The 26,502-nt window shown below is 65.8% G+C and carries 21 protein-coding genes; 16 read left to right on the forward strand and 5 right to left on the reverse strand.

Going from position 1 to position 26,502, the window contains the following annotated elements; genetic code table 11:
- Positions 1 to 17: 17 nt before the first annotated feature.
- The 4 genes from hpaD to hpaH form a co-directional block, all read right to left on the reverse strand.
- A complete protein-coding gene (gene hpaD / locus DYI24_RS02845; protein ID WP_164571181.1) occupies positions 18 to 995 on the reverse strand; it encodes a 3,4-dihydroxyphenylacetate 2,3-dioxygenase in 978 nt (325 codons plus the stop codon).
- Between the two features lie 169 nt (positions 996 to 1,164).
- A complete protein-coding gene (hpaE, locus tag DYI24_RS02850; RefSeq protein ID WP_164571182.1) occupies positions 1,165 to 2,706 on the reverse strand; it encodes a 5-carboxymethyl-2-hydroxymuconate semialdehyde dehydrogenase in 1,542 nt (513 codons plus the stop codon).
- A complete protein-coding gene (locus DYI24_RS02855) occupies positions 2,699 to 3,097 on the reverse strand; it encodes a 5-carboxymethyl-2-hydroxymuconate Delta-isomerase (protein ID WP_164571183.1) in 399 nt (132 codons plus the stop codon). Before DYI24_RS02855 ends, hpaE begins: the two co-directional genes overlap by 8 nt.
- Positions 3,098 to 3,118: 21 nt before the next feature.
- Positions 3,119 to 3,925, reverse strand: coding sequence for a 2-oxo-hept-4-ene-1,7-dioate hydratase (hpaH, locus tag DYI24_RS02860; protein WP_107356516.1), 807 nt, complete (start codon positions 3,923 to 3,925; stop codon positions 3,119 to 3,121).
- On the opposite strand from hpaH, the gene hpaR reads away from it, so the two are divergent.
- The 12 genes from hpaR to DYI24_RS02920 all read left to right on the forward strand — a co-directional run bounded on the left by hpaR (position 3,903) and on the right by DYI24_RS02920 (position 22,690).
- Entirely contained in the window at positions 3,903 to 4,712 is an 810-nt protein-coding gene (gene hpaR, locus DYI24_RS02865; protein WP_502706327.1) for a homoprotocatechuate degradation operon regulator HpaR, read from the forward strand. The genes hpaH and hpaR overlap by 23 nt on opposite strands.
- 40 nt (positions 4,713 to 4,752) lie before the next feature.
- Positions 4,753 to 5,805: an Ldh family oxidoreductase gene (locus DYI24_RS02870; protein ID WP_246701138.1), complete on the forward strand. Its 1,053-nt coding sequence runs from the start codon at positions 4,753 to 4,755 to the stop codon at positions 5,803 to 5,805.
- A gap of 104 nt (positions 5,806 to 5,909) precedes the next feature.
- Positions 5,910 to 6,686, forward strand: coding sequence for an HpcH/HpaI aldolase family protein (locus DYI24_RS02875; protein ID WP_164571184.1), 777 nt, complete (start codon positions 5,910 to 5,912; stop codon positions 6,684 to 6,686).
- 241 nt (positions 6,687 to 6,927) lie between these two features.
- A complete protein-coding gene (locus DYI24_RS02880) occupies positions 6,928 to 10,269 on the forward strand; it encodes a transglutaminase family protein (protein WP_164571185.1) in 3,342 nt (1,113 codons plus the stop codon).
- Positions 10,270 to 10,294: 25 nt separating this feature from the next.
- Positions 10,295 to 12,796 carry a circularly permuted type 2 ATP-grasp protein gene (locus tag DYI24_RS02885; RefSeq protein WP_107345495.1) on the forward strand — a complete coding sequence of 834 codons (2,502 nt, stop codon included), beginning with the start codon at positions 10,295 to 10,297 and terminating at the stop codon, positions 12,794 to 12,796.
- Positions 12,793 to 13,671, forward strand: coding sequence for a transglutaminase family protein (locus tag DYI24_RS02890; RefSeq protein ID WP_164571186.1), 879 nt, complete (start codon positions 12,793 to 12,795; stop codon positions 13,669 to 13,671). The genes DYI24_RS02885 and DYI24_RS02890 overlap by 4 nt, the downstream gene beginning before the upstream one ends.
- A gap of 196 nt (positions 13,672 to 13,867) precedes the next feature.
- The gene (locus DYI24_RS02895) at positions 13,868 to 14,326 is read left to right on the forward strand and encodes a cache domain-containing protein (RefSeq protein ID WP_107345493.1); all 459 of its coding nucleotides are present in this window, start codon (positions 13,868 to 13,870) and stop codon (positions 14,324 to 14,326) included.
- A gap of 53 nt (positions 14,327 to 14,379) precedes the next feature.
- Positions 14,380 to 16,083, forward strand: coding sequence for a methyl-accepting chemotaxis protein (locus DYI24_RS02900; RefSeq protein WP_164571187.1), 1,704 nt, complete (start codon positions 14,380 to 14,382; stop codon positions 16,081 to 16,083).
- Positions 16,084 to 16,144: 61 nt separating this feature from the next.
- Positions 16,145 to 17,527, forward strand: a complete 1,383-nt coding sequence (locus DYI24_RS02905) for an ethanolamine ammonia-lyase subunit EutB (RefSeq protein WP_164571188.1) — start codon at positions 16,145 to 16,147, stop codon at positions 17,525 to 17,527.
- Positions 17,528 to 17,754: 227 nt separating this feature from the next.
- Positions 17,755 to 19,338 (forward strand): hopanoid C-2 methylase, encoded by a 1,584-nt coding sequence (gene hpnP / locus DYI24_RS02910; RefSeq protein ID WP_164571189.1) that lies wholly within the window; start codon positions 17,755 to 17,757, stop codon positions 19,336 to 19,338.
- Between the two features lie 8 nt (positions 19,339 to 19,346).
- Entirely contained in the window at positions 19,347 to 20,114 is a 768-nt protein-coding gene (gene eutC / locus DYI24_RS02915) for an ethanolamine ammonia-lyase subunit EutC (protein ID WP_164571190.1), read from the forward strand.
- Between the two features lie 206 nt (positions 20,115 to 20,320).
- A complete protein-coding gene (locus tag DYI24_RS02920) occupies positions 20,321 to 22,690 on the forward strand; it encodes an efflux RND transporter permease subunit (RefSeq protein ID WP_164571191.1) in 2,370 nt (789 codons plus the stop codon).
- Between the two features lie 94 nt (positions 22,691 to 22,784).
- Here the strand turns inward: DYI24_RS02920 and DYI24_RS02925 are convergent, their stop codons facing one another.
- A complete protein-coding gene (locus tag DYI24_RS02925; protein WP_164571192.1) occupies positions 22,785 to 23,288 on the reverse strand; it encodes a hypothetical protein in 504 nt (167 codons plus the stop codon).
- A 390-nt stretch (positions 23,289 to 23,678) separates the two neighbouring features.
- Here DYI24_RS02925 and DYI24_RS02930 point away from each other — a divergent pair, with 390 nt between their 5' ends.
- The 4 genes from DYI24_RS02930 to DYI24_RS02945 form a co-directional block, all read left to right on the forward strand.
- Positions 23,679 to 23,918 (forward strand): hypothetical protein, encoded by a 240-nt coding sequence (locus DYI24_RS02930; protein WP_011159282.1) that lies wholly within the window; start codon positions 23,679 to 23,681, stop codon positions 23,916 to 23,918.
- A 212-nt stretch (positions 23,919 to 24,130) separates the two neighbouring features.
- The gene (gene hpnC / locus DYI24_RS02935; protein ID WP_164571193.1) at positions 24,131 to 25,009 is read left to right on the forward strand and encodes a squalene synthase HpnC; all 879 of its coding nucleotides are present in this window, start codon (positions 24,131 to 24,133) and stop codon (positions 25,007 to 25,009) included.
- Positions 25,006 to 25,845, forward strand: coding sequence for a presqualene diphosphate synthase HpnD (hpnD, locus tag DYI24_RS02940; RefSeq protein ID WP_164571194.1), 840 nt, complete (start codon positions 25,006 to 25,008; stop codon positions 25,843 to 25,845). Before hpnC ends, hpnD begins: the two co-directional genes overlap by 4 nt.
- Positions 25,845 to 26,502, forward strand: a 658-nt coding sequence (locus tag DYI24_RS02945; protein ID WP_164571195.1) for an FAD-dependent oxidoreductase, incomplete at its 3' end; no start/stop codon positions are given. The genes hpnD and DYI24_RS02945, both read left to right, overlap by 1 nt.

Genomic DNA, 26,502 nt, shown 5'->3' on the forward strand with positions numbered 1-26,502 from the left:
GTTGGCGATTCCGAGGTTCAATCCGCAATCACCACATCGGCTACGAAGGCCGGCTCGCGGACCTCCTGGCCGAGGAACGGCGAGCCCTGTTCGAACCACGAGCGCGGCGCAGGCGCTCCCCACAGCGTCTGGCGGCGCGGGTCGCGCAGCGACCAGCGGAGCGGCTCGTGGTCCTGGTCCATGGTCTGGTAGTCGCTGCAATACAGCTCGATGCGGTGGCCGTCCGGATCGCGGACGTAGAGGAAGAACGCATTCGAGATGCCGTGCCGGCCGGGGCCGCGCTCAAGAGCGAACCCGCTCGATGCCATCACGTCGCAGAGGTGGATGATGTTGAGCGGCCCAGGCACCCAATAGGCGAAATGGTGCAGCCGCGGGCCGCGGCCGTTGGTCAGCGCGAAATCATGGACGTTGCCTTTGCGGTGCATCCACGCCGCGGCGATCCGGCCGCCGTCGCCGTCTTCTTCGGCGTATTCGGTAAGGCGAAAGCCGAGCCTTGCGTAGAATTCGATGGTGTCCTGGGTCTCGGCGGCAAACACATTGAAATGGTCGAACCGCTGCGGATGGCAGCCCTTATAGCGCTCGTAGCGGCGCAGCAGATGCGGCCGCTTTTCCATCGTCGCATAGAGTTCGAGGCGATAGCCGAACGGATCGGTGACGTGCAGGGTACGGCCCTGGAATGGCCGGTCGACGAAGCTGTAGATCAGCCCGTTCTCGGCAAAGAAGCTGCCCGCCTTGTCGAGATCGTCTTCGTTGCCGACCTTGAAGCCGAGCCGTGCCGCAGCGGGCGCGTCGGCCTTGCGCAGCACCAGCGAATGATGCTGATGCTCCTCGCAGCCGCGCAAGTAAGCGGTAGCGTCGTCGCGGTCTTCGACATGCAGGCCGATGATCTTGTCGTAAAACTCGACGCTCTTGTTCAGATCGACGACGTCGAGCACCACATGGCTGGCGCGGACGATGTTGAACGGCGGATCGAATACGTGTTGCGGCACCGGCATTGGCGAGGTCCCCAGTACTGGATGTTAGTTCTGTAACGTCATTCCGGGGCGCGCCGTCAGGCGCGAACCCGGAATCCCGAGATCGTGGACATGAACTGTGCTCGCGGCGAGATTCCGGGTTCGCTCGCGTTCGCGAGCGCCCCGGAATGACAAGTGGAGAGGCTTCGCACTACACCACCCCCAGCTTCTGAATCTTATGCGTGCCGCGGGCCAGCGAGACGTGCTTGGTCTCCATGTAGAACTCGAACGAGTAGTCGCCGCCATCGCGGCCGATGCCGGACTGCTTCATGCCGCCGAACGGGGTCGGCAGATGGCGGACGTTTTCCGAGTTCAGCCAGATCATGCCGGCTTCGAGCGCATCGGCAACGCGCAAGGCGCGGCCCATGTCGCCGGTCCAGACATAGCCGGTGAGGCCGTAGCGGACGTCGTTGGCGATTCCGATCGCCTCGGCTTCATCCTTGAACGGGATCACGGTCAGGAATGGGCCGAATACCTCGTCCTGTGCCACCTGCATGTCGCTGCGCGCATTCGTCACCAGCGTCGGCTGCACATAATGGCCGCCGCCCGGGCCGTCGTAAGGCGCGCCGCCGACCGCGATGGTGGCGCCGTCTTTGCGGGCGACGTCGACATAGGAGCAGACCTTGTCGAGATGGCGCTGATGGATCAGCGGACCGACTTCGGTGGCCGGATCGAGCGGGTGGCCCACCTTGAGCGCGCGCACCCGGGCGGCCAGCTTCTCGATAAATCTGTCAGCCATCGAAGCCTGCACCAGCAGCCGGCTCGAGGACGTGCAGCGCTCGCCGTTGAGCGAGTAGATCATGAACACCACGGCATCGAGCGCGCGGTCGAGATCGGCGTCGTCGAACACGATCACCGGATTCTTGCCGCCGAGTTCAAAGTGCACGCGCTTCAGCGTCGGCGCGCCCTGCGCCATGATCGCGGCGCCGGTCGCGGTTTCGCCGACGAAGGCGATTGCCTTGATCGCCGGATGTTCGGTTAGCGCCTTGCCGGCTTCTTCGCCGAAACCGTGCACGGTGTTGAGCACGCCGTCGGGCAGGCCGGCCTCTTTGCAGATCAGCGCCAGCATGTCGGCCGTTACCGGCGACCATTCGGCGGGCTTGTGCACCACGGTGCAGCCGGCCGCGAGCGCAGGGGCGATCTTCCAGGTCGACAGCATGAACGGCGTATTCCACGGCGTGATTACGCCGACTGGTCCGATCGGCACCCGGGTCGAGACGTTCCAGTGCTCCTCGCTCGGCGTGTTGAGCCCGTCGCGCGCCTCTGCGCATTTATCGGCGAAGAACCGGAAGTTCTCGGCGGCGCGGATCGCGGCCTTGGCCATGAAGCGATACGCCTGGCCGGTGTCAATGCATTCCAGCACGGCGATGTCGTCGGCGCGCGCCTCGATCGCATCGGCGATCGCGTGCAACAGTTTGCGCCGCTTGGCCGGTGCCATGTCGCGCCACGCCGGAAACGCTGCCTTGGCGGCTTTGGCGGCGCGGTCGATGTCCGCCGCTGTGCCGCGCGCCACTTGCGCCAGCACCGTATTGTCGATCGGGGAGGCCGTCTCGAACACTTCGCCGGATGAGGCCGCGACGATCTCGCCGCCGATCAGATGGCCGATGCCATCGGCCTTGAGCTGCTTCAGCAGTGGCGCGGCGCGGTCGAGATTGGCCTGAAATCCGGAAGAGTTCGTGGCGGCATCAGCCATGGCGGGCCTCGGCAATCAAGAGGTCGTGGATCGAGTTGCGCTTCCAGCTCGTCTCCTTGTCGTTGACCACCATGTCGAACGACAGTGCGAAGCCCTCGTCGCCGAACAGCGGATCGAGATAGTGCGAGAGCTGGGCGAAGATGTGGTCGCCGGCGCGTTTGCGCGCCGCAAGGTCGCGGCCTTCGCCGAGCCGCAGCAGCATCGCAAGGAAGCCAAAGCCGGGCCGGCCGTCGGCAATCGCGTAGTGCTCGCAGCGGATCGCGCGGACCCGCACCCCGCCGACGGGGAAGATCCCGGTTTCGATCGCGGTGCTGCGAACCAGCTCGACGACTTCGGCGATGTCGAGCTTGTCGTCGAGATTGGCGGAATATTCGATGGTGAAATGCGGCATGGATCCCTCGCTTCGGTCGCGTCAGCCGAAGTAACAACTCACGGTGCCGTAAGGACCGTAGTCGGCCTGGATCGTATCACCCTTCGCCGTCTCGATGGCGCGGATGAACGAGCCGGCCAGCACGATCTGTCCAGGCTCCAGGGCAAGGCCCTGCGGTGCGATCTTGTTGGCGAGCCACGCCACCGCGGTCGCCGGATGATTGAGCACGCCCGCGGCGAGCCCGGTTTCTTCGAGCTGGCCGTTCTTATAGGTCAACGCGCCGATCCAGCGCAGGTCGGTGTCCAGCGGGCGGATCGGCCGGCCGCCGAGCACGATGCCGGCATTCGCCGCGTTGTCGGCGATGGTGTCGTAGATCTTGCGCGTCGCCTTGGTCTCGGGATCGACGCGCTGCACCCGGGTATCGAGGATCTCCAGCGCCGGGACCACGAAATCGGTGGCGTTCAGCACGTCGAAGATCGTGCAATGCGGCCCGGCGAGGCGGTGCTTGATGACGAAGGCAAGCTCGGACTCGACCCGCGTTGCGATGAAGCGGTCGGTGGGGACGATGCCGCCGTCGTCGAAAAACATGTCGTCGAGCAGGATTCCGCTGTCGGGCTCGCCGATGCCGAGTTGGCTCTGCATCGCCTTCGAGGTCAGCCCGATCTTGTGGCCGCGCACGCGGCGGCCTGCAGCCTGCTTGATCTCGATCCAGGCAGCCTGGATCGCGTAGGCGTCGGGAATCGTGATCGCCGGATGATCCAGCGATAGCTGGCGAATCTGCACCTTGGTCTTCTCGGCCTGGTCCAGCCGCTCGGCCGCGGCGCGGATGTCGTCGTTCGAAAGCGCCATCGTCGCTCCAGCGAAAATCGTTTCATCCCTGCGCGGTCCATTCAACAAAACCGTCGCGCGGCAGATGATTAACATGTTAAATGATCGCACTCAAACCGAAACCGCTTCTGTTGCGATGCAAAAATCTCCGCCACCGTCATTGCGAGTGAATCGAAGCAATCCAGCCGCGCGCCCCAAAGCTGGATTGCTTCGGCGCGAAGCGCCTCGCAATGACGGGGATGGGAAAGCTCAGACCAAAGAGCCGCCGATGCGCGAATTCTCGCGCTCGCTGCCGATGCTGCTGCTGCGCAGCCGCGAGGCGGTGATGCGGCACTTCCGGCCGCTGCTGCGCGCTCACGGGCTCAGCGAGCAGCAATGGCGTATCCTGCGTGCGCTCACGGCGGTCGATGCGATCGAAGTCACCGAGCTGGCGCACAACGCCTTCCTGCTTGGTCCGAGCCTGTCGCGGATGCTGCGTGATCTCGAAACGCGCAAGCTGGTGGCGCGCAAGCTCGCGAAGGATGATCAGCGCCGCAACATGGTGTCGATCACCACCAAGGGGCTGAAGCTGATCGAGACGGTGGCGCCGTTTTCGGAAGCCATCTACGCCGAGATCACGCGGCGGACCGGCGGCACCAGGCTCGCCGAGCTGCAGGAATTGCTGCGCGAGCTGGAGGCGAGCCTGATGGCGATGCCGGTGCGCCATGCCGGGAGCGCGGTGGACAGCGATCCGGAATTTCGCTCAACTCGCGGCCGCAAAGTTCGACCGCAGGCGAAGGCCGCGGCGCCGGGAGGAGACGAGGAATGACGCAGCAACCCATGACCGCTGGCCGCAGGAGTGCGCCGACATGGTGACGGTGCAGGTCGATCGGTTGATCGATTTCGTCGCCCAGGTGTTCGAACGCGCCGGCTCGTCGAAGGAAGAGGCGCGGCGGATCGGCTGTTATCTCACCACCGCCAATCTCACCGGCCACGACAGTCACGGCGTCATCCGCGTGCCGGTGTATATCCGCTGGCGCAACGCCGGTGCAGTGCATCCTGACCAGACCGTCGACGTCCCGGTCGATCTGCCGTCGCTGGCGGTGGTCGACGGCAAGTTCGGTTATGGCCAGACGGTCGGCCCGCAGGCGGTGCGGATCGGCATCGACAAGTGCAAGACGCAAGGGCTGTCGGCGGTCGCGCTGAAGAATGCCGGACATATCGGCCGGATCGGCGATTGGGCAGAGATGGCTGCAGCCGAAGGCTTGGTATCGATCCATTTCGTCACGGCGGCGGGCTCGATCCTGGTTGCGCCGTTCGGCGGCGTCGAACGCCGATTGTCCACGGCGCCGTATTGCGTCGGCATCCCGCGCCCGGACGCGCCGCCGGTGGTGCTCGATCTCGCCACCTCGATCGTCGCCGAAGGCAAGGTGCTGGTCGCGGCGCGCGGCGGCAAGAAGCTGCCGCAAGGCGCGCTGATCAATGCCGACGGCTCCTTGAGCGAAGATCCGGCGACGTTGTACGGCCCGCACGAGAAGGACGGCCCGATCAACCACGCCAATGGCACAGGGGCGATCCGCGCCTTCGGGGAGCACAAGGGCTCGGGGCTGGCGCTGATCTGCGAGCTGCTGGGTGGCGCGCTCACCGGCAACGGTGCGACCGGTCCGAACCGGCCATTCGCCAACGGCATGTTCTCGATCTACGTCGATCCCAAGCGGATCGATCCGGCGCATGTGTTCGATGCCGAAGTCACCCGCTACATCGACTTCTTCAAGAGCTCGAAGACGGTCGCCGGCGTCGATCAGGTGTTGATCCCCGGAGATCCAGAGACGCCCGCGGAGTCGGCGTGTCCGGGCTGGCGATCCAAGCGGCGACGGCGTGAGGCGATTATTACCAAATCCGCCCGTCATGCGCGGGCTTGACCCGCGCATCCATCGTCCTTCTCACGATGGATCGCCGGGTCAAGCCCGGCGATGACGCAGAAAGCCAAGAACATCGACCATTTGAAATATCTTCGAGGAACGACATGGCAAACAAAGTCAAACAACTCTGGGCCGACGGCAAAGTCGTGGTCAATGGCTGGCTGGCGATTCCGTCGGGGTTCTCGGCCGAGGTGATGGCGCAGTGTGGGTTCGACAGCATCACGGTCGATATCCAGCACGGCGTGCAGGATTATCAATCGATGGTCACCTGCTTCCAGGGCATGCAGGCGCACCCGGTGACGCCGATGGTGCGGGTGCCGTGGAACGAGCCGGGCATCATCGGCAAGGTGCTGGACGGCGGCGCTTATGGTGTGATCTGCCCGATGGTCAACACCAAGGAAGAAGCCGAGAACTTCGTCCAGTACTGCAAGTACCCGCCGCGCGGCACCCGCAGCAACGGTCCGATCCGCGCCGGACTGTACGGCTCGTCGGGTAACTATCAGACGACCGCGAACGACGAGACGCTGTGCATCCCGATGATCGAGACCCGCACCGCGGTCGAGAACATGGAAGCGATCCTCGATGTCGAGGGCATTGCCGGCGTCTATATCGGTCCGTCCGATCTCGGCTTCTCTTATGGTCTGGTGCCGAAGCTCGACCGTGACGAGCCGGAGATCCTGAAGATCTACGACAAGCTGCTGAAGGAATGCGACAAGCGCGGCATCTATCCGGGCATCCATTGCTCCGGTCCGGAAGGCGCCGCGCGCAACATCGCGCTCGGCTTCAAGCTGGTGACGCTGCTCAACGACAGCGGCATCATGGCGATCGGCGCGCGCAGCTGGGTCGCCGAGACGCGGAAGAATTCGGGCGGGAAGGCGTAAGGGCCGCCGCCTTCAATCCCCACTCACCGTCATCCTCCGCGAAAGCGGAGGATCCAGTATTCCAGCGCATTGGTGTTCGGTCGCAAACGCTCTGGGATACTGGGTCGCCCGGCTTCGCGGGCGATGACAGCAGTGTGTGAGGGGCCAGACGCCTTCCGCTTGTGCACGCCTTGCCCTTTGTTAGCGCTTGATTGCCGCAAGTTCCGGTGTTCTGCTCAAATTCAATGCCGGAGCTGCCCTCGTGTCGATCTACGTCGCCCTTCATCACGTCACGCATTACAAATACGACCGCCCGGTCGACATCGGCCCCCAGACCATCCGGCTGCGTCCGGCGCCGCATACGCGGACGCCGATTCTGTCGTATTCGCTGAAGGTCACGCCGGCGAACCACTTCATCAATTGGCAGCAGGACCCGCAGGGCAATTGGCTGGCGCGGTTCGTGTTTCCGGAGAAGGCCGACGAACTCAAGATCGAGGTCGATTTCACCGCGGCGATGACGGTGATCAACCCATTCGACTTCTTCGTCGAAAGTTACGCCGAGAGCTTCCCGTTCTCATATACCGCCGACTTGCAGCACGAGCTGGCGCCGTATCTGGCGACGACCGAGCCGGGACCGCTGTTCAAAGCCTATCTCGATTCGATTCCGCGCGAGGCCGAGAGCACGGTCAACTTCCTGGTCGATCTCAACGCCAAACTGCGCGAGCGCATCAACTATATCATCCGGATGGAGCCGGGGGTGCAGACCCCGGAAGAGACGCTCGCCAAGGGTGCCGGCTCGTGCCGCGACTCGGCGTGGCTGCTGATCCAGACGCTGCGGCATCTCGGTCTCGCGGCGCGTTTCGTGTCCGGTTACTTGATTCAGCTTCGCCCCGATATCGAGTCGCTCGACGGCCCAAAGGGCGCGGCGCACGACTTCACCGATCTGCACGCCTGGGCCGAAGTGTATCTGCCCGGCGCCGGCTGGGTCGGCTTCGACGTCACGTCGGGATTGCTTGCCGGCGAGGGCCATATCCCGGTCGCGGCCACGCCGCATTATCGCACGGCCGCGCCGATCTCCGGCGTGGTCGGCTTCGCCAATGTCGATTTCAAGTTCGACATGCGGGTCGAGCGCATCCGCGAAGCGCCGCGCATCACCAAGCCGTTCTCCGACGAATCCTGGGCGCGGCTCGATGCGCTCGGCGAAAAGGTCGACGCTGATCTGACCACGCACGACGTGCGGCTGACGATGGGCGGCGAGCCGACCTTCGTATCGATCGACGATATGGAATCGCCGGAGTGGAACGTCGCTGCGGTCGGCGGTGCGAAGCGGATGCTGGCCGACGATCTGATCCGGCGGCTGCGCACGCGGTTTGGGCCCGGCGGGCTTCTCCATTTCGGCCAGGGCAAATGGTACCCGGGGGAAAGCCTGCCGCGCTGGGCGTTCGGCCTGTATTGGCGCAAGGACGGCGTGCCGATCTGGAAGAATGGCGAGCTGATCGCGCCGGTGGTCGGCCAGCGTCCGGCCAAGGTCGAGGAAGCCGAGCAGTTCGCGATCGGCACGGCCAAACGTCTCGGCATCGACACCGACTACGTGCTGCCGGCCTATGAGGATCCGACCCATTGGCTGCAAAAGGAAGCGACGCTGCCGCCGAACGTCGATCCGCACGACAACAAGCTTGCCGACCCAGAAGAGCGCGCCCGCATGGCGCGGGTGTTCGACACCGGGCTGAACACGCCGCGGGGCTTCGTGCTCCCGATCCAGGCGTGGAACGCGGACGCCGCGTCGGCACAGAAGAAGCGCTGGCGCAGCGAGCGCTGGAAACTGCGGCGCGGCAATCTGTTTCTGTTGCCGGGCGACTCGCCACTCGGCTTCCGGCTGCCGATCTCGTCGCTGCCGCATATCCCGGAAGACGACTATCCGTACATCGTGCCACGCGATCCGCTCGAGCCGCGTGGTGCACTGCCGCAATTCGCGCCGCCGCCGGCGAACGAAGCCGAGCCCGAGCGCGAGCAGATGGCGGTGTTTGAACAGTCGGCTGGCGAAGCGACCACAAGCCAGCCTGTCGAGGAGCAGAAGCTGCGCAAAGGCGGCGTGCGCACTGCGATGTCGATCGAGCTTCGCGAGGGCGTGCTGTGCGCCTTCATGCCACCGACCGAGACCATCGAGGACTACCTCGAACTGATCGCCGCGGTCGAAGCCACCGCTGAAGAGATGCAGATCCGCGTCCATATCGAGGGCTATCCACCGCCTTACGATCCGCGCATCGACGTCATCAAGGTGACGCCAGATCCGGGCGTGATCGAAGTCAACATCCAGCCGGCGCAGAATTGGCGCGAGGCGGTGCGCACCACCTTCGGACTGTATGAGGACGCCGCGCAAGTGCGGCTCGGCGCCAACCGCTTCCTGATCGACGGCCGCCACACCGGCACCGGCGGCGGTAATCATGTCGTGGTCGGTGGCGCCAGCCCCGCGGATTCGCCGTTCCTGCGACGGCCGGATCTGCTGAAGAGCCTGGTGCTGTTTTGGCAGCGGCATCCGTCGCTGTCCTATCTGTTCTCGGGCATGTTCATCGGCCCGACCAGCCAGGCGCCGCGGATCGACGAGGCGCGGCACGATTCGCTTTACGAACTCGAGATCGCGCTGGCCCAGGTGCCGCCGCCGGGCGTGAAGGGCCCGCTGTGGCTCGCCGACCGGCTGTTCCGCAACATCCTGGTCGATATCACCGGCAACACCCATCGCGCCGAGATCTGCATCGACAAGATGTACTCGCCGGATAGTCCGACCGGCCGTCTTGGCCTGGTCGAATTCCGCGCGCTGGAGATGCCGCCCGATCCGCGGATGAGCCTCGCGCAGCAGCTTCTGATCCGCGCGCTGATCGCGATGCTGTGGCGCGAGCCGCTGGACGGCAAGTTCGTCCGTTGGGGCACGGCGCTGCACGACCGCTTCATGCTGCCGCATTATTTGTGGGAGGATTTCCGCGACGTGCTCGGCGAGCTGGCACGCGCGGGCTATGCGTTCGAGCCGGAGTGGTTCACCGCGCAGCTCGAGTTTCGCTTTCCGGTGTTCGGCAGCGTGTATCATGGCGGTGTCACATTGGAGCTGCGGCAGGCGCTGGAGCCGTGGCACGTGCTCGGCGAGGAGGGCACTGCCGGCGGCACGGTGCGGTTCGTGGACTCGTCGGTGGAGCGATTGCAGGTCAAGGCAGAAGGCTTCGTCGAAGGCCGCCACGTCATCACCTGCAACGGCCGCCGGCTGCCGATGACGCCGACCGCGCGGGCCGGCGAGGCGGTGGCGGCGGTGCGTTTCAAGGCGTGGCAGCCGGCCTCCGGGCTGCATCCGACCATTCCGGTGCACGCGCCGCTGGTGTTCGACATCGTCGACACCTGGAATGGCCGCTCGCTCGGCGGCTGTGTCTATCACGTCGCCCATCCAGGCGGACGGGCGTACGAGACCAAGCCGGTGAACTCGTACGAAGCCGAGGCGCGGCGGCTGGCGCGGTTCCAGGATCACGGCCACACCCCGGGGCGGATCGATCCGCCGCAGGAAGAACGCACACTTGAATTCCCGCTGACCCTCGACTTGCGGACGCCGCTGCTGCATTGAATCATTCCGTATGGGGGATGAGACAATGGCGCAGCAAGGCGGCCCGGCCCGGAAGGCTCGACCGCGCGACCGCAAGGTTGCGCAGTGGAGCCGCGACTACGTGCGCCTGCCCGGCATCCCCGACGAATTCATCGGCGCGGATGGCCAGCCGCGGGCGGTGTGGAGTCGTTATTTCGACGCGTTCGCAGCTCTCTCCGCCGACGAGATCGAGCGCCGCTTCGCCGCCGCCGACCGGCATTTGCGCGATGCCGGTGTCACTTATCGGGCGCCGGGCGACGCTGCGGATCGGGCCTGGCCGCTCAGCCATGTGCCGCTGCTGATCGGTGAAAGCGAGTGGCAGCAGATCGCCGCCGGCATCGCCCAGCGCGCGACGCTGCTCGAAGGCGTGCTGCAGGACATCTACGGCCAAGGCTCGCTGATCGCCGACGGCGCTCTGCCGGCCGCCGCGATTGCCGGCAGTGCCGATTACTTGCGGCCGATGGTCGGCGTCAAACCGCCGGGTGGCCGCTATCTGCATTTCTACGCGGCCGACATCGGCCGCGGCCCGGACGGGCAGTGGTGGGTGCTGGGCGATCGCACCCAGGCGCCGTCGGGCGCCGGCTATGCGCTGGAAAACCGTCTGGTGCTGTCGCGCGCCTTCAACGATCTCTACAAATCGATGAATGTCGAGCGCGTCGCCTCGTTCTTCGAGGCGTTCCGAGACAGCCTGCGCGCGACCGCCGATCGCGATGAGCCGCGCATCGGGTTGCTGACGCCGGGCCGGTTCAGCGAGACTTACTTCGAGCACGCCACGCTGGCGCGTTATCTCGGTTTCCTGCTGGTCGAAGGCGATGACCTCGCGGTCGCCGACGATCGTCTGCACATCCGCACCGTCGCCGGCCTGAAGCGGATCGACGTGCTGCTGCGCCGGGTGGATGCCAATTCGCTCGATCCGCTGGAGCTCGACGCTTCATCGCAGCTCGGCGTTGCCGGCCTGATTGATGTTATCCGCAAGAGCGGCGTGGTGGTCGCCAACATGCCGGGCTCCGGCGTGCTCGAAGCGCGTTCGCTGCTCGGCTTCCTGCCGCCGCTGGCGCGCCGGCTGCTCGGCGAAGACCTCAAGATGCCGCACATCGCCACCTGGTGGTGCGGCCAGACGGCTGCGCGCGAAGAAGTGCTCGACCGGCTCGACGAGTTCGTGATCGAAGGCGCTTACGGCCAGAGCGTGCCGGGTTTCTCGCATCACGGTCCGGTGCTGCCCGGCGAATTGCCGCCGGTGGTGCGCGATCATCTGCGCGACGCGATTGCGGCGCGCGGCCTCGACTACGTGGCGCAGGAGCAAGTGCGGCTGTCCACCACGCCAGTATGGGACGACGGCAAGCTGGCGCCACGGCCGTTTGTGCTGCGCGTATTCGCCGCCGCCACGGAGAACGGCTGGGCGGTGATGCCCGGCGGGTTCTGCCGGATCGCCGACCGGCTCGACTCGCGGGCGGTGTCGATGGGCGAGGGCGCCCGCGCCGCCGACGTGTGGGTGGTGGCCGATCATGCGGTGGCGCCGTCGTCGCTATTGCCCGCCGTCGACAGCGTCCGCATTCGCCGCATCACCGGCGTGCTGCCGAGCCGCGCTGCCGACAATCTGTTCTGGCTCGGCCGCTATCTCGAACGCGCCGAGGCGACGCTGCGGCTGCTGCGCGCGCTCAGCGCGCCGCAGCGCGATCCCGGCAAGGGGCCGCTGCACCATGCGATCGAGAAGATCCAGCGATTACTGATCGCCTGGGGCGCGACCTCGCTCGGCCCGCGCGCGCAGACTGCGAAGATCGCGGCCGATGCGCTGCAGAGTCCGGATGACTTCGGCTCGGCGCTGTCGCTGATCCGCGCCGCCCAGCGCAACGCTTCGTCGCTCCGCGAGCGGCTGTCGCCGGATGCCTGGCACGTCATCACCCAGATGGAGGCGCGCCTCGCCGTGCCGGTCGAGGGCGAAGAAGCGGTGGTCCAGGCCGCGGAGGTCGCGCTGCAGGAGCTCGCGAGCTTCTCCGGCCTGTCGAACGAAAACATGAACCGCGCCGCCGGCTGGCGCTTCCTGCGGATTGGCCGCCGCGTCGAGCGCGCCGTCAACACCGCGCGGTTCGCCCGGCAGTTCTCCTGCGACGGCGCCACCGCCGAAGATCTCGACGTGCTGCTGACGTTGGTGGATTCGCAGATCACCTATCGGTCGCGCTATCTGCTGGCGCCGCTGCTCGCGCCGGTGCGCGATCTTGCCGTGCTCGACCCGTACAATCCGCGTTCGGTGGCGTTCCAGGTCGAAGAGCTCAATGACCACATCGCCAGCCTGCCGGCGCTGCACGAAGGCGGACTGATCGAGCGGCCGCAGCGGCTGGCGGTCTCGACGCTGGCGAAGCTGACCGCCGCCGAAGCCGAGACCATCGACGCGTCGTGGCTGTTCGCGCTGGAGCAGGATCTACTCAGCCTCGCCGAGGCGGTCGGCGCGCACTACTTCCCGCACGGCGCCAGCGCGATGCGGCCGGAAAAGCTGACGGGGCTGGCGTGATCTACGACATTCGCCACGTCACGACTTATTCCTACGGCAGCCAGGTGAGTTTCGCCCGCTGCTCGCTGCGCCTGAAGCCGATCTCCGAGCCCGGCCAGTTGCTGCTGTCGCATGCGATCGAGATCAAGCCGCGGCCGGCGGCCCGCACCGCTCGCACCGACTTCTTCGGCACGGTGACGGAGAGCATCGTGATCGAGGCGCCGCATAAGGTGCTGCGGATCGACAGCCGGTCGCGGGTCGAGGTGACGCGGCAGCCGCCGCCGCGCGACTCCGGCAGCCAGCCCTGGGAGCCGGTCCGCGATGCCGCGCTCACCAGCCCGAGCCTCGGCGCGTCCTCACCGGTCGGCTACGTGTTTGCCAGCCCGCTGGTGCCGATCCTGCCGGCGGTGACCCGCTACGCGGCGCAGAGTTTTCCGCACGGCCGCGGCGTGCTTGCCGGCACCGCCGAGCTGATGCGGCGGATCCGCACCGAATTCCGCTACGATCCCAAGGCGACGGTGATTTCGACGCCGCTGGCCGAAGTGTTCGAGAAGCGCCACGGCGTCTGCCAGGACTTCGCCCATGTGATGATCGCCGGCCTGCGTGGCCTCGGTCTGCCGGCCGCCTATGTCAGCGGTTATTTGCGGACCTATCCGCCCGAGGGGCAGGAGCGGCTGCAGGGCGCCGATGCGACCCACGCCTGGGTGTCGGTGTGGTGCGGCAACGAACTCGGCTGGATCGGCTTCGACCCGACCAACGACCTATTGGTTGCAACGGATCACATCGTCCTGGCGGTCGGCCGGGACTTCTCGGATGTCTCCCCGGTCGACGGCGTCATCGTCGGCTCTCGCCGACAGAAACTCTCGGTGGCGGTCGATGTCATTCCGGTCGAGTAGCGCACCGGACAGCCGCAGAGCGCCCGCTAGCTGCTCGCAGACCTGCGCAAGCCGAGAATTAGTTCCCTCCGGTTAGTTATCAGTTCACCAGTCGGACGCCTGGTAGCAACCCCAGGGTGGTGCTTAACTCAACGTTCGCGTTTGCTCGTCAACGTGGCCGCGCCTGAGCTTTCGCATTTCCCAGGAGGAGTTTTCCATGAGCCATAAGATGATCGCCGTGGCGGCGGCCGCCGCCGCGCTGGCGTTCGCTGCCGCTCCGGCGCTGGCCGGCGCCAGCAAGGACGATGCCGTTGCGATGGTCAAAAAGGCCGTCGAGGCGATCAAGGCCGACGGCGCCGAGAAGGCCTATGTGGTGATCAGCGATAAGGCCGGCCCGTTCGTGAAGGACGACCTCTACGTCGTGGTCTATCAGCTCGACGGCAAGGTCCTGGCGCACGGCGCCAACGCCAAGTTTATCGGCAAGGACATGATCGACGCGCAGGACGTCGACGGCAAGCTCTACGTCAAGGAGCGCGTCGAGATGGCCGCCAAGCAGCCGTCGTTCTGGCAGGACTACAAATTCGTCAATCCGGTCAGCAAAAAAGTCGAGCCCAAGGAAATGTACTGCGAACGGCTCGACAACACTGCGGTCTGCGCCGGCGTCTACAAACTGTAACGGCGGCGCGTATCGCCCCCGCTCGCTGCTGAACTGAAATCAGGACGTTGCTGATGGGAAGCTGGATCAAACACCTCGGACTGTCGTGGAAGGTCCAGCTCGCTCCCGCATTCCTCGTTCTGGTGATGATCGGCGTCGGCGCGTTCGCGCTTGTGTCGCTACGCGATAATCAGCAAAACGTCGACAAGCTGGTGTCGGGTCCGGTGCGGCTCTCCGAGCTTGCCTCCGACCTCAACAATGCCGCCTGGACCGCGCACGCCAAGCTGTACCGGATGGCGGCGACCGCCGCCAACGAGAGCGATGCGGCCAAGCTCACCAAGGTGATGAAGGAAACTACCGCGGCGTTGGCGCAGATCCCGACCTCGCTCGGCGAGGTCGAGAAGGCGCTCGGCGCCGACGCGGCCAAGCCCCCGTTCCAGAAACTCAAGGCTGCGGTCGCCGCCTATCAGAGGCAGGCCAAGAACGCGGTCGAGATGGCCGATGGCGATGCCGGCTCGGCCTTGCTGTTCATCAAGAGCGCTGAGAAGAGTTTTACCGATATCGACTCGCTGGTCAGCGACCTGATCCTGTCGACCAACGACAGCCGGGATCGCGAGATCGCCCACACCGGCATTGCGCTCGAACGCGAGCAATGGATGCTGGGCGGCATCGTCGCGGCCGCCGCGCTGGTCGGCATCGCGTTCTCGTTCCTAATCGGCCGCGGCATCGCCCGCCCGGTGGTGGCGATGTCCGGCGCAATGCACGATCTCGCGGCCGGCAATTTCGAGGTGCAGTTGCCGGGGCTGGACCGAGGCGACGAGGTCGGCCAGATGGCGCGCGCCGTCGAGGATTTCAAAGTGCAGGCCGTGGCCAAGGCGGAGCGCGAACAGGCCGAGCGCCAGCGCCAGGAACAGATCGCCGCCGAAGCCCGCCGCGCCGAGCTGCATCAGCTCGCCGACGGTTTCGAAGCCGCGGTCGGACAGATCGTCGAACAGGTCGGCGTCGCCTCGCAGGCACTGGAGGTCTCCGCCGGCGCGCTCGCCAAGGGCAGCGCCGAGACCCAGCAGCTAGCCACCATGGTGGCGGCAGCCTCATCGCAGACCTCCACCAATGTGCAGTCGGTGGCGTCCGCTACCGAGCAGATGTCGGCCTCGGTCGAAGAGATCGGCCGCCAGGTTAGCGAGTCGCGCAAGATCGCGGACGAAGCGGTGCAGCAGGCCGAACAGACCGACGCGCGGATCGCCAAGCTGGCGCAGGCCGCCAACCGCATCGGCGATGTCACCCAACTGATCACCACCATCGCCGGCCAGACCAATCTGCTGGCGCTCAACGCCACCATCGAGTCGGCCCGTGCGGGCGAGGCGGGGCGTGGCTTCGCGGTGGTGGCGCAGGAGGTCAAGGCGCTGGCGGAGCAGACCGCAAAAGCCACCGACGAAATCAGCGCGCAGATTGCCGAGATGCAGGCCGCGACCCGGGAGTCGGTGTACGCGATCAAGGAGATCGGCGGCACCATCGGCAAGATCGCGCATATTTCCTCGACCATCGCGGCGTCGGTCGGCGAGCAGGGCAGCGCCACCCAGGAGATCGCCCGCAGCGTGCAGCAGGCGGCGATCGGCACCAATCAGGTTGCCGCCAGTATCGGCAACGTCAATCGCGGTGCCGCCGACACCGGTGCGGCCTCGGACGAGGTGCTGACCTCGGCGCAGTTGCTGTCCCACGAAAACAACCGGCTGCGCGCCGAGGTGGCTAAATTTCTCGCAACCGTGCGGGTCGCCTGACGCGGACGCCTTTGCTACCCTCCGGCCCGAGCTGCACTCGCAGCAACGTGCCGGGGACGCCATGATCTATCGCCACAGCATCGGCAACGTCTCGTTCGTGTTCGAAGACCTGCGCGACGTGCTCGCCAAGGCGAGCCCGCCGCGCTCGGGCGATCGCCTCGCCGGCATCGCCGCCGAAAGCGCCGAGCAGATGGTGGCGGCGCGGATGGCGCTGGCCGACCTGCCGCTGCGGCAATTCCTGTCCGAGATGGTGATCCCATACGAGGCCGACGAGGTGACACGGCTGATCGCCGACCGTCACGACGCGGCGGCGTTCGCACCTGTGGCCTCGCTCACCGTCGGCGGCTTCCGCGACTGGCTGCTGTCGGACGTTGCCACTCCGGCGGCACTGGCCGCGCTGGCGCCGGGCCTGACACCCGAAATGGTCGCCGCGGTGTCGAAGCTGATGCGCAATCAGGACCTGATCCTGGTGGCGAAGAAGTGCAGCGTGGTCACTCGCTTCCGCAACACCATCGGGCTGCCGGGACGGATGAGTGTGCGGCTGCAGCCCAACCATCCGTTCGACGATGCCCGCGGCATCACTGCGTCCATTCTGGACGGCCTGCTGCTCGGCGCCGGCGACGCCTGCATCGGCATCAATCCGGCGAGCGACGATCCGGCGGTGCTCGGCCAGCTGGTGCGACTGCTTGACGACATCATCACGCACCTGGCGATTCCGACCCAGGGCTGCGTCCTCACCCATGTCACCACGACGTTGCGCCTGATCGAGCAGGGCGCGCCGGTCGACCTGACGTTCCAGTCGATCGCCGGCACGGAAGCCGCCAATCGCAGCTTCGGGATCGATCTGGCATTGCTCGCCGAAGCTCATCAGGCGACCCTGGCGCAGAAGCGGGGTGCGGTCGGCGAAAACGTGATGTATTTCGAGACCGGGCAGGGCTCGGCGCTGTCGGCGAACGCGCATCATGGTGTCGATCAGCAGACCTGCGAGGCACGCGCCTATGCGGTGGCGCGGGCGTTCTCGCCCCTGCTGGTCAACAGCGTGGTCGGCTTCATCGGCCCGGAATATCTGTACGACGGCAAGCAGATCGTGCGCGCGGGCCTCGAGGATCATTTCTGCGGCAAGCTGCTCGGCCTGCCGCTCGGGGTCGACATCTGCTACACCAACCATGCCGAAGCCGATCAGGACGACATGGATACGCTGCTTACGCTGCTCGCAGCGGCCGGCGTCAATTTCATCATGGGCGTGCCGGGCGCGGATGACGTGATGCTGAACTACCAGTCGACCTCGTTTCATGATGCGCTGTACGTCCGCGATTTGTTCGGCTTGAAGCGTGCGCCGGAATTCGACAACTGGCTGGTCCGCGCCGGTTTTGCCGGCCCTGATCACCGCCCGCTGACGGATGGTGCCCTGCTGCCGGAGATCGCAGCGCGGCTGATCGCCTGATCGCGCGCCGTCGTCCAGAACCCGCCAAAGAAACGCTGGCCGCTCCGCGGCGGTCGTGATTAGATCATGCATCACGGCCGCGATCGGGCGGGATTTTTGCAGCCGTGGGGAACCGGTCGCGAGTCGCGCAGTTGTATTGGACTTGCCGTTTTTGGGGCCGGTGGTCGAACCGTGCGTGCGGTCACCGCAACCAACTCGGACAGCGTGACGTTCGCGGGGAAAGTTCGATGAAGGCCGAATCCGGGCAGACCAGTCGTCGTATTCTGTGTGTCTTCCCGCGCTACACCAAGTCCTTCGGTACGTTTCAGCACTCCTATCCGTTGATGGACAATGTCGCTGCCTTCATGCCGCCGCAGGGGCTGCTGGTGATCGCTGCCTATCTGCCGGACGAATGGTCGGTTCGCTTCATCGACGAGAACATCCGCCCCGCGACAGCAGACGATTTCGCCTGGGCCGACGCGGTGTTCGTCAGCGGCATGCATATCCAGCGGCAGCAGATGAACGACATCTGCCGGCGCGCGCATGATTTCGACCTGCCGGTCGCGCTCGGCGGTCCGTCCGTCAGCGCCTGCCCCGACTACTATCCGAATTTTGACTATCTGCACGTCGGCGAGCTCGGCGACGCGACCGATCAATTGATCGCCAGACTGGCCCACGACGTGACGCGGCCGAAGCGGCAGGTCGTGTTCACCACTGAAGACCGCCTCGACATGACGCTGTTTCCGATTCCGGCTTACGAGTTGGCGGAATGCAGCAAATATCTGCTCGGCAGCATCCAGTATTCCTCCGGCTGTCCGTACCAGTGCGAATTCTGCGATATCCCCGGTCTGTACGGCCGCAACCCTCGGCTGAAGACGCCGGAGCAGATCATCACCGAGCTCGACCGCATGATCGAATGCGGCATCCGCGGCTCGGTGTATTTCGTCGACGACAATTTCATCGGTAATCGCAAGGCGGCGCTCGATCTATTGCCGCATCTGGTCGAGTGGCAGAAGCGCACCGGCTTTCAGCTGCAGCTCGCCTGCGAGGCGACGCTGAACATTGCCAAGCGGCCCGAGATTCTCGAACTGATGCGGGAGGCATATTTCTGCACGATCTTCTGCGGCATCGAGACGCCGGACCCGACTGCGCTGAAGGCGATGCACAAGGACCACAACATGATGGTCCCGATCCTCGAAGGCGTGCGGACGATTTCGAGCTACGGCATCGAGGTGGTGTCGGGCATCATCCTTGGCCTCGACACCGATACGCCGGAGACCGGCGAGTTTCTGATGCAGTTCATCGAGCAGTCGCAGATTCCGCTGCTCACCATCAACCTGCTGCAGGCGCTGCCGAAGACGCCGCTGTGGGATCGCTTGGAACGCGAAGGCCGGCTGGTCCACGACGACAACCGCGAATCCAACGTCGACTTCCTGCTGCCGCACGATCAGGTGGTAGCGATGTGGAAGGATTGCATGGCGCGGGCTTACGAGCCCGAGGCGCTGCTGAAACGCTACGAGTACCAGATCGGTCACGCCTACGCGACGCGGCTGCATCCTTCGACGCCGCAGCGGGCGTCGAAGGCCAATATCAAACGCGGCATGATCATGCTGCGCAACATCATCTGGCAGATCGGCGTTCGCGGCGATTACAAGCTGGCGTTCTGGAAGTTCGCGCTGCGGCGTCTGGTTCGCGGCGACATCGAAAACCTGCTGCTGGTGATGGTGGTGGCGCATCATCTGATCATCTACGCGCGCGAAGCCTCGCGCGGCCATGCCAACGCCTCGAACTACTCGCTGCGCCTGCGCGAGGCGGCGGTCCCGGCGGAATAAGGACAACGATGAACTCACCTGCCACCCCGCCGCGCTCGCTGGCCGAGCTGCGCCGTTTGACCCCAGCCCGCGTCGCGCTCGGCCGCGCTGGCGCCAGCCTGCCGACCGAGGCGTTGCTGGATTTCACCCTGGCCCATGCCCGCGCCCGCGACGCCGTCCATGCCGGCTTCGATGCCGCGGCGCTCGCCGCCGAGCTGCAGGCGCTCGGCCTGGCGACCCTGCAGCTGTCGAGCCGCGCCGCCGACCGGCGGGACTATCTGGCCCGGCCGGATCTCGGCCGGCAGCTCGACCCGGCCGCGCGTGATCTCCTGGCGGGAGCCCCGCAGGCGGGCGACGTTGCCTTGGTAATCGGCGACGGCTTGTCTCCGGTCGCGGTGGCGGCCCAGGCGACCGCGGTGGTGCGGCATCTGTTACCGCGGCTCGCCGCAGCGCGGATCGGCGTCGGGGCCGCGGTGGTGGCGACCGGCGCCCGGGTCGCGCTCGGGGACGAGGTCGGCGCGGCGCTCGGTGCCCGGATGGCGGTGGTGCTGATCGGCGAACGGCCGGGCCTGTCGGCACCAGCCAGCCTCGGCGCTTATCTGACGTTCGGACCGCGCTCCGGCCTCACCGATGCAGACCGTAATTGCGTCTCGAATATCCACGCTTCCGGGATTTCGGCAGACGAGGCGGCGCACAAGATTGCCTGGTTGATCCGCGAAGGCTTGGTGCGGCAGGTGACCGGGGTGGCGCTGAAGGACGAGAGCGGCAGCCTGATGCCGGAACTGCCTCCACCGTGATCCCAAGCTGCCGGAAAACTCGCAACCGGGCCGCGAATCTGGTGGATTCCGGTTCCCAGTCTCGATTCCGAAGGGCGGTCGGTCCGAGCCTGCGCACGTGGTGAATTGCTGCATGTCCCAACACCAGGATCCCGGGCGATGCGACGCTGTCGCATTCGTGCCGGGAAGTTTGGCTAGGACGAGCGATCGACAGGACGGAACAGCGCATGCTGGATAGAAACGTGAGCGACACCGAAGTCGCGGAATTGAAGCGACGGCGGGTTAGCATCGCTTTTGGTCTGGAGCGGCTGGGTCTGATCCCGCTGCGCGTGCCGGTGGTGTCATGCATCATCCTGCTGGCACTCATCGTCGGCGCCGTGTTCGGCATCGAACGGATCAAGATCGACGACTCTCTGAGCCAACTGTTTCGCTCCGACACCAAGGAGTTCAAGCAGTACGAGGAGGTCACCAAGCGGTTTCCGTCGACGGAGTTCGACGTGCTGATGGTGGTCGAGGGCAAGGAGCTGCTGGCGCGCGAGAATCTGGAGAAGCTGCGCGACACCGTCACAGATCTGCAACTGATCGATGGCGTCCGCGGCCTGATCTCGCTGTTCTCGGCGCGGCAGGCACCCGAGCCGGGCAAGCTGCCGGCGGCGCTTTTCCCGTCGGACTTGCCGGAAGGCGAGGCCTACGATCAGTTCGTCCAGACGGTGAAGTCCAACGAGATCATTCGCGGCAAGCTGCTGTCGGAGGACGGCACCCTGGCCTTGGTCGTGCTGTCGCTCGATCCGAAGGTGGTGGCCGACAACACGCGGCTGCGCGCCACGATCGGTGAAATGCGCAAGGTGATGGCCGACGATCTCGAGGGCTCGGGCCTCAGCCGGCAACTGTCCGGCGTGCCGGTGATGCAGCTCGAAATCCGCAACGCGGTCGAACGCGACGGGCTGATCTACAACCTCGCCGGCATCCTGGCCGGCTGCGTCATCGCCATTCTGTTCTTCCGCAAGATCTCGTTCATGGTGGTGGCGGCGTTCCCGCCGCTGCTGGCGATCCTGCTGGCGCTCGGCGTGCTCGGCTGGGCCGGCTTCAGCCTCAACATGTTCCTCAACGTGATGACGCCGCTGATCATGGTGATCAGCTTCTCGGACTCGATGCAGCTGACCTTCGCGGCACGAGACCGGCTGATCGCTGGCGAGGACAAATACACTGCGTTCAAGAACGCCGTGCTGGTGGTCGGGCCGGCCTGCGTGCTGACCCATGCCACCGCCGGCATTTCATTCATCGCGCTGCAGTTCTCCAATTCCGACCTGATCCGCGCGTTCGGCGAGGCGGGCCTGCTCGCCACCGTACTGGCGCTGGTCGCGGTGCTGACGCTGGTGCCGGTGTTCGGCGTGCTGCTGGTGCGTCACGAGGAAGCCTTCGCGGCGAAATTCCAGAGCGCCGATCTCGGCGTCAACGCGCTGCGCCGGTTCTGCGCCTTCATCGCGGTGCGGATGGTCGGCCGTCCCGGCCTGTTCAGCCTGCTGGCGGTGCTGGTGGTCGGCGGCCTGGCGGTGATCTACGCCAACCTCGAGCCGCGCTATCGGCTAGCCGACCAGGTGCCCGACAAGGAGCAGGCGGTGCAGGCGAGCGACCGGCTCGACGCCAAGCTCACCGGCGCCAATCCGATCGACGTGCTGATCGAATTCCCCAAGGGCCAGTCGCTGTATTCGCCCGAGAGCCTGCAGATCATCGCCGAGGTTCATTCCACGGTCGAGAAGCAGGCCGGCGTCGGCAACGTCTGGTCGGTGGAAACGCTGCGCCGCTGGCTCGCCGAGAAGGCGCATACCACCAGCGTCGACACGCTGAAGGAATATGTCGACCTGCTGCCCGCCAATCTGGTGCGGCGCTTCATCGCCGAGGATCAGACCGCGGTAGTGGTGTCGGGGCGCGTGCCTGATCTCGACTCCAGCGAAATCCTGCCGGTGGTGCAAAAGCTCGATCACGCCCTCGACAGTGTGCGGCAGAAGCATCCGGGCTACGAGGTCGCGGTCACCGGTCTGTCGGCAATCGCGGCGCGTAACAGCGCCGACATGATCTCCAAGCTCAACCACGGCCTCACCATCGAGTTCGCGCTGGTGGCGATCTTCATCGGCCTGGCGTTCCGCTCGGTCGTGGTGATGCTGGCCTGCATCCTGCCGGGCATCTTCCCGGTGGTGCTGTCGGGCACGCTGTTGTGGCTGATGGGGGAGGGGTTGCAATTCGCCAGCGTGGTCGCGCTGACGGTGTCGTTCGGCCTCGGCCTGTCGGCCACCATCCACTTCCTCAACCGGCTGCGGCTGGAGAGCCCGCCTGGCGTCAGCGCCGGGCTCGCCGTCGAACGCGCCACCGTGCTGGTCGGCCCGGCCCTGATCCTCACCACCGTGGTGCTGGCCTGCGGCCTCGGCGTCACGGTGTTCTCGGACCTGCCGTCGCTGCGACTGTTCGGTTGGCTCAGCGCCTTCGCGATGGTGGCGGCACTGATCGCCGACCTGTTCATCCTGCGCCCGACCGCAATGTGGCTGATCAGCGTTGCGCACCGCCTGCGCGGCAAAGGCAACGCCGGCTCGGTGGTGTAGCGCACGACAAACGATCGGCTTGTCGAAAAGCAAAAGCCCTCCGGATCGGCCGATCCGGAGGGCTTTTTGTTGATGGAGCCGAAGAGGGCGGTGATCAGCCGCGGGTCATCGAGATGTTGACGCCGCGGATCTCGCCCTTCGAGCTTATCGCCACCGACTGCTTGTTGCCGTGCGTGGTCAGCGAAATGCTGGCGGCGAAGCCGGCGGCTTCGACGAATACTTCGATATGGCCGCCGCCGGCCTTGCCCTGCAGGCTGCCATTGACGTTGCGGCTGGCTTCGCTCCAGTTGCCGGAGATGCGGTCGCCGCTGCTGGTGACGTTGCTGGAGAGGTCGAACTTGTAGCTGTCGCTGGCGCAGCGCAGGGTCTGCACCAGTTCGTTGCCGCCGCCGCCGACCCGGTAGGTCGCCTTGCAGCGAATCCGCTCCTTGGTGCCGTCGGACAGTGCCACGGTGCCGGTCCCCGACCATGCTCCTTCAAACCCGGCGAACGGTCCGGGATCTGCCAGCGCCGCCGATGCCGAGAACAGCATCGCGGCGCCGATCCCGGCCGCCTTCAACGCATGGATGGAGGAAGTGGTGGAACGAAGCAGGCTCATTCTGGCCATCCTTGGGAGATCGCGGGGGTGACGACGGTGGCGTCACGTCGCTGGTTAGTGTGTTCGCCTTGTGGCAGGTTCAAATCACATAGTAACGCTGCGCATGCACACCAGGGCGCATGGCGCGTGGTGTTCCATCCGCGCTGCTAGCGGAACTATAAGATTTGCATCAAATCGGCAACGTTTCGTGAAAAAGCGACAGGTATTCCGCGGCTTTGCGCCACCCGTCCGCGAAGGCGCGTGCGTCGGCACTAATTTGGCCGTATTTGTCACCTTGATCGACGCATCATACCGTTGTGCCGATCGTGTGCACCGCGACCCCTTCCAAGCGGCGCCGTAGATGTGATCGAGAACGGGTTTCGACCCCCAGCCACATATCGAAGGAAGACAATGCAAAAGACCTTGGTTGCGCTCGCGTTGCTGCTCGTTTCGATGTCCTCCGGCGCCAATGCCCAGCAACAGCAGCGAAGCGGCACCGAAGCCGAGCAGAAGGCCTGCTCGCGGGACGTGTCGCGTTTCTGCCGCTCCGTGATGGAGCAGAGCGATCTGGTGATCCTGTCCTGCCTGCAGCAGAATCGCGAGAAGATCAGCAAAGCCTGCAACCAGGTGTTGGTCAGCCACGGCCAGTGAGGCGGTGAGTCGGCATCCGCCGGGCCGGTTTCGGCCCGGTCTGGCGGCCGCGGCGGCGATCCGGGCGAAACTGCGGCCCGGACATCGTCCGTCAAGATCGTTGGTTTAGCCGGCGATTTCCCTTATATGGCGTCGCGAACGGTGCGCCCGGCCCGGCCGGGTGCGGCCGTTCGCTTTTTTTCGTGTTCAAACCAAGTGTTTAGCCAGTGCCGATGACGTCTGCGAGCGAGCTTCGATCGGGCAAGACCCACCGGGACGAGAATTTCCCGGTCGCGTCGTGGATCATCCATCCGCGACACCGCGACCTGATTCTGGCGTTCTACAATTTCGTCCGGACCGCGGACGACATCGCCGATCACGAGATGCTCGATGCCGGCACCAAGCTCGAATATCTCGATCTGCTTGAAGCCGAGCTGCTCGGCCGCGGCGAGACCCAGCCCGAGGCGGTGCATCTGCGCCGGGCGCTCGCCGAGCGCGGCATGCCGCCGCGCCACGCCCTCGATCTGCTGACCGCATTCCGGATGGACGTCACCAAGCTGCGCTACGAGGATTGGGACGAGGTCATCCACTACTGCCGCTACTCGGCTATGCCGGTCGGCCGCTTCATGCTCGACGTCCACGGTGAAAGCACCACGACGTGGCAGGCGTCCGACGCTCTATGCGCTGGGCTTCAGATCAACAATCACCTGCAGGACTGCGGCAAGGACTACCGCACCCTCAATCGCGTGTATCTGCCGCGCGACGTGCTCGATGCCGCTGGCGCCAAGGTCGAAGACCTCGGCCTGCAGAAGTCGTCGCCGGCGCTGCTGAAATGCCTGCAGGGCCTCGCGGTCCGCACCGCATCGCTGCTCGGCGACGGTCGGCCGCTCGCCGCCGAGATCAAGGATTATCGCCTCGGTCTCGAAGTCTCGGTGATCCAGGCCTATGCCGATCGCATCGTGCGGATGCTGCAGACCCGCGATCCGCTCAGCGAGCGCGTGCATCTGAAGCCGATCGAATTCGTCATCGCCAGCTTCGGCGCGATGAGTTCGGAGATCGTCCGTCGCAGCTTCGGAAAGGGGCCGGTGTCGCATCCGGCGCCGCGCGCATGACCGTTCACGCCACGCCAGAGCCGGCCGCGCATCAAGGCGTCGCGCTCGGCAGTTCGTTCTACGCCGCGATGCGCATCCTGCCGCGCCCGCAGCGCGAGGCGATGTTCCAGGTCTACAGCTTCTGCCGCTTCGTCGACGACATCGCTGATTCCGATCGGCCGCGCGAGCAGCGGGGCGCCGAGCTGCAGCAATGGCGCGACGACATCGCGGCGCTGTATCGCGGCGCACAGCCGCCGCGGCTTGCCGACTATCAGGAGTCGCTGCGCACCTTCGGACTGAAGCGCGAGGATTTCGAAGCGATCATCGACGGCATGGAAATGGATGTCGACGCCGACATCCGGGCGCCCGATGAAGCCACGCTCGATCTGTATTGCGATCGCGTCGCCAGCGCGGTGGGACGGTTGTCGGTGCGCATTTTCGGTCTGCCGGAAGGCGACGGCATCGAGCTGTCGCATCATCTCGGCCGCGCGCTGCAGCTCACCAACATCCTGCGCGACATCGACGAGGATGCCGGTATCGGCCGGCTGTATCTGCCGAGCGAGCTGCTGCACAAGGCTGGTATCACCGCCACCGATCCGCGCGTGGTCGCGGCGCATCCGGCGCTGCCGAGCGTCTGCGCGCCGCTGGTCGAGCGTGCGCTCGCGCATTTCGCCGCCGCCGACAAGGTGATGAACCGCAATCCGCGCCGGGTGGTGAAGGCTCCCCGCATCATGGGCAAGTACTACTACTCGATCTTGCAGCTTCTGATCGCGCGCGGTTTCGCAGCGCCGCGCGCCCCGGTGAAGCTCGGCAAGGCTTCGAAGATCGCCATCCTGCTGCAATACGCGATCGTGTGATGTCGAAAACAGTTCACGTCATTGGTGCGGGAATCTCCGGCCTTGCGGCCGCGATCCGGCTCGCCCGCGCCGGTCTCACCGTCCAGGTTCACGAAGCGATGCAGCAGGCCGGCGGCCGCTGCCGCTCGTATTTCGATGCCCAGACCGGGCTCGTCATCGACAACGGCAATCACCTGCTGCTGTCCGGCAATCAGGCCGCCTGCGACTACGCGCGCACGATCGGCACCGAGGCCGGCCTTGTCGGTCCCGCGAGTGCCGAGTTCGACTTCATCGATCTGCCGGCCAATGCGCGCTGGCGACTGAAGCTCGGCAGCGGCAAGCTGCCGCTGTGGCTGTTCGATGCCAAGAGCCGCGTGCCGGATACCTCGATCGGCGATTACCTCGGCCTGATGCCGCTATTGTGGGCGCCGACCACCAAGCTGATCGGCGACACCATCAACTGCTCGGGCCCGCTGTACGATCGCCTGGTGGCGCCGCTGCTGCTGGCCGCGCTCAATGTCGATCCGCCGGAAGGCTCGGCCGGTCTCGCCGGCGCGGTGGTGCGCGAGACGCTGCTGGCCGGCGGCAAGGCCTGCCGGCCGTTGAGCGCCCGTGACGGCCTGTCGGCCGTGCTGGTCGAGCCGGCGGTGGCGCAGCTCGCTTCCACCGGCCCCGGGG

Origin of the sequence: Rhodopseudomonas sp. BR0C11 (genome assembly GCF_010820945.1) — a bacterium.
Classification (GTDB): Bacteria; Pseudomonadota; Alphaproteobacteria; order Rhizobiales; family Xanthobacteraceae; genus Rhodopseudomonas; species Rhodopseudomonas palustris_H.

Bases quoted from the DNA above. Each gene is read 5' to 3' on its own strand.
- hpnP (WP_164571189.1), top strand. From the start codon at position 17,755: ATGAAGGCCGAATCCGGGCAGACCAGTCGTCGTATTCTGTGTGTCTTC.
- DYI24_RS02870 (WP_246701138.1), top strand. From the start codon at position 4,753: ATGGTGACGGTGCAGGTCGATCGGTTGATCGATTTCGTCGCCCAGGTG.
- hpnC (WP_164571193.1), top strand. From the start codon at position 24,131: ATGACGTCTGCGAGCGAGCTTCGATCGGGCAAGACCCACCGGGACGAG.
- hpaE (WP_164571182.1), bottom strand. From the start codon at position 2,706: ATGGCTGATGCCGCCACGAACTCTTCCGGATTTCAGGCCAATCTCGAC.
- DYI24_RS02905 (WP_164571188.1), top strand. From the start codon at position 16,145: ATGATCTATCGCCACAGCATCGGCAACGTCTCGTTCGTGTTCGAAGAC.
- DYI24_RS02875 (WP_164571184.1), top strand. From the start codon at position 5,910: ATGGCAAACAAAGTCAAACAACTCTGGGCCGACGGCAAAGTCGTGGTC.
- DYI24_RS02930 (WP_011159282.1), top strand. From the start codon at position 23,679: ATGCAAAAGACCTTGGTTGCGCTCGCGTTGCTGCTCGTTTCGATGTCC.
- DYI24_RS02920 (WP_164571191.1), top strand. From the start codon at position 20,321: ATGCTGGATAGAAACGTGAGCGACACCGAAGTCGCGGAATTGAAGCGA.
- hpaR (WP_502706327.1), top strand. From the start codon at position 3,903: ATGTCGTCGTTCGAAAGCGCCATCGTCGCTCCAGCGAAAATCGTTTCA.
- DYI24_RS02855 (WP_164571183.1), bottom strand. From the start codon at position 3,097: ATGCCGCATTTCACCATCGAATATTCCGCCAATCTCGACGACAAGCTC.
- DYI24_RS02895 (WP_107345493.1), top strand. From the start codon at position 13,868: ATGAGCCATAAGATGATCGCCGTGGCGGCGGCCGCCGCCGCGCTGGCG.
- DYI24_RS02885 (WP_107345495.1), top strand. From the start codon at position 10,295: ATGGCGCAGCAAGGCGGCCCGGCCCGGAAGGCTCGACCGCGCGACCGC.
- DYI24_RS02925 (WP_164571192.1), bottom strand. From the start codon at position 23,288: ATGAGCCTGCTTCGTTCCACCACTTCCTCCATCCATGCGTTGAAGGCG.
- hpnD (WP_164571194.1), top strand. From the start codon at position 25,006: ATGACCGTTCACGCCACGCCAGAGCCGGCCGCGCATCAAGGCGTCGCG.
- hpaH (WP_107356516.1), bottom strand. From the start codon at position 3,925: ATGGCGCTTTCGAACGACGACATCCGCGCCGCGGCCGAGCGGCTGGAC.
- hpaD (WP_164571181.1), bottom strand. From the start codon at position 995: ATGCCGGTGCCGCAACACGTATTCGATCCGCCGTTCAACATCGTCCGC.
- eutC (WP_164571190.1), top strand. From the start codon at position 19,347: ATGAACTCACCTGCCACCCCGCCGCGCTCGCTGGCCGAGCTGCGCCGT.
- DYI24_RS02900 (WP_164571187.1), top strand. From the start codon at position 14,380: ATGGGAAGCTGGATCAAACACCTCGGACTGTCGTGGAAGGTCCAGCTC.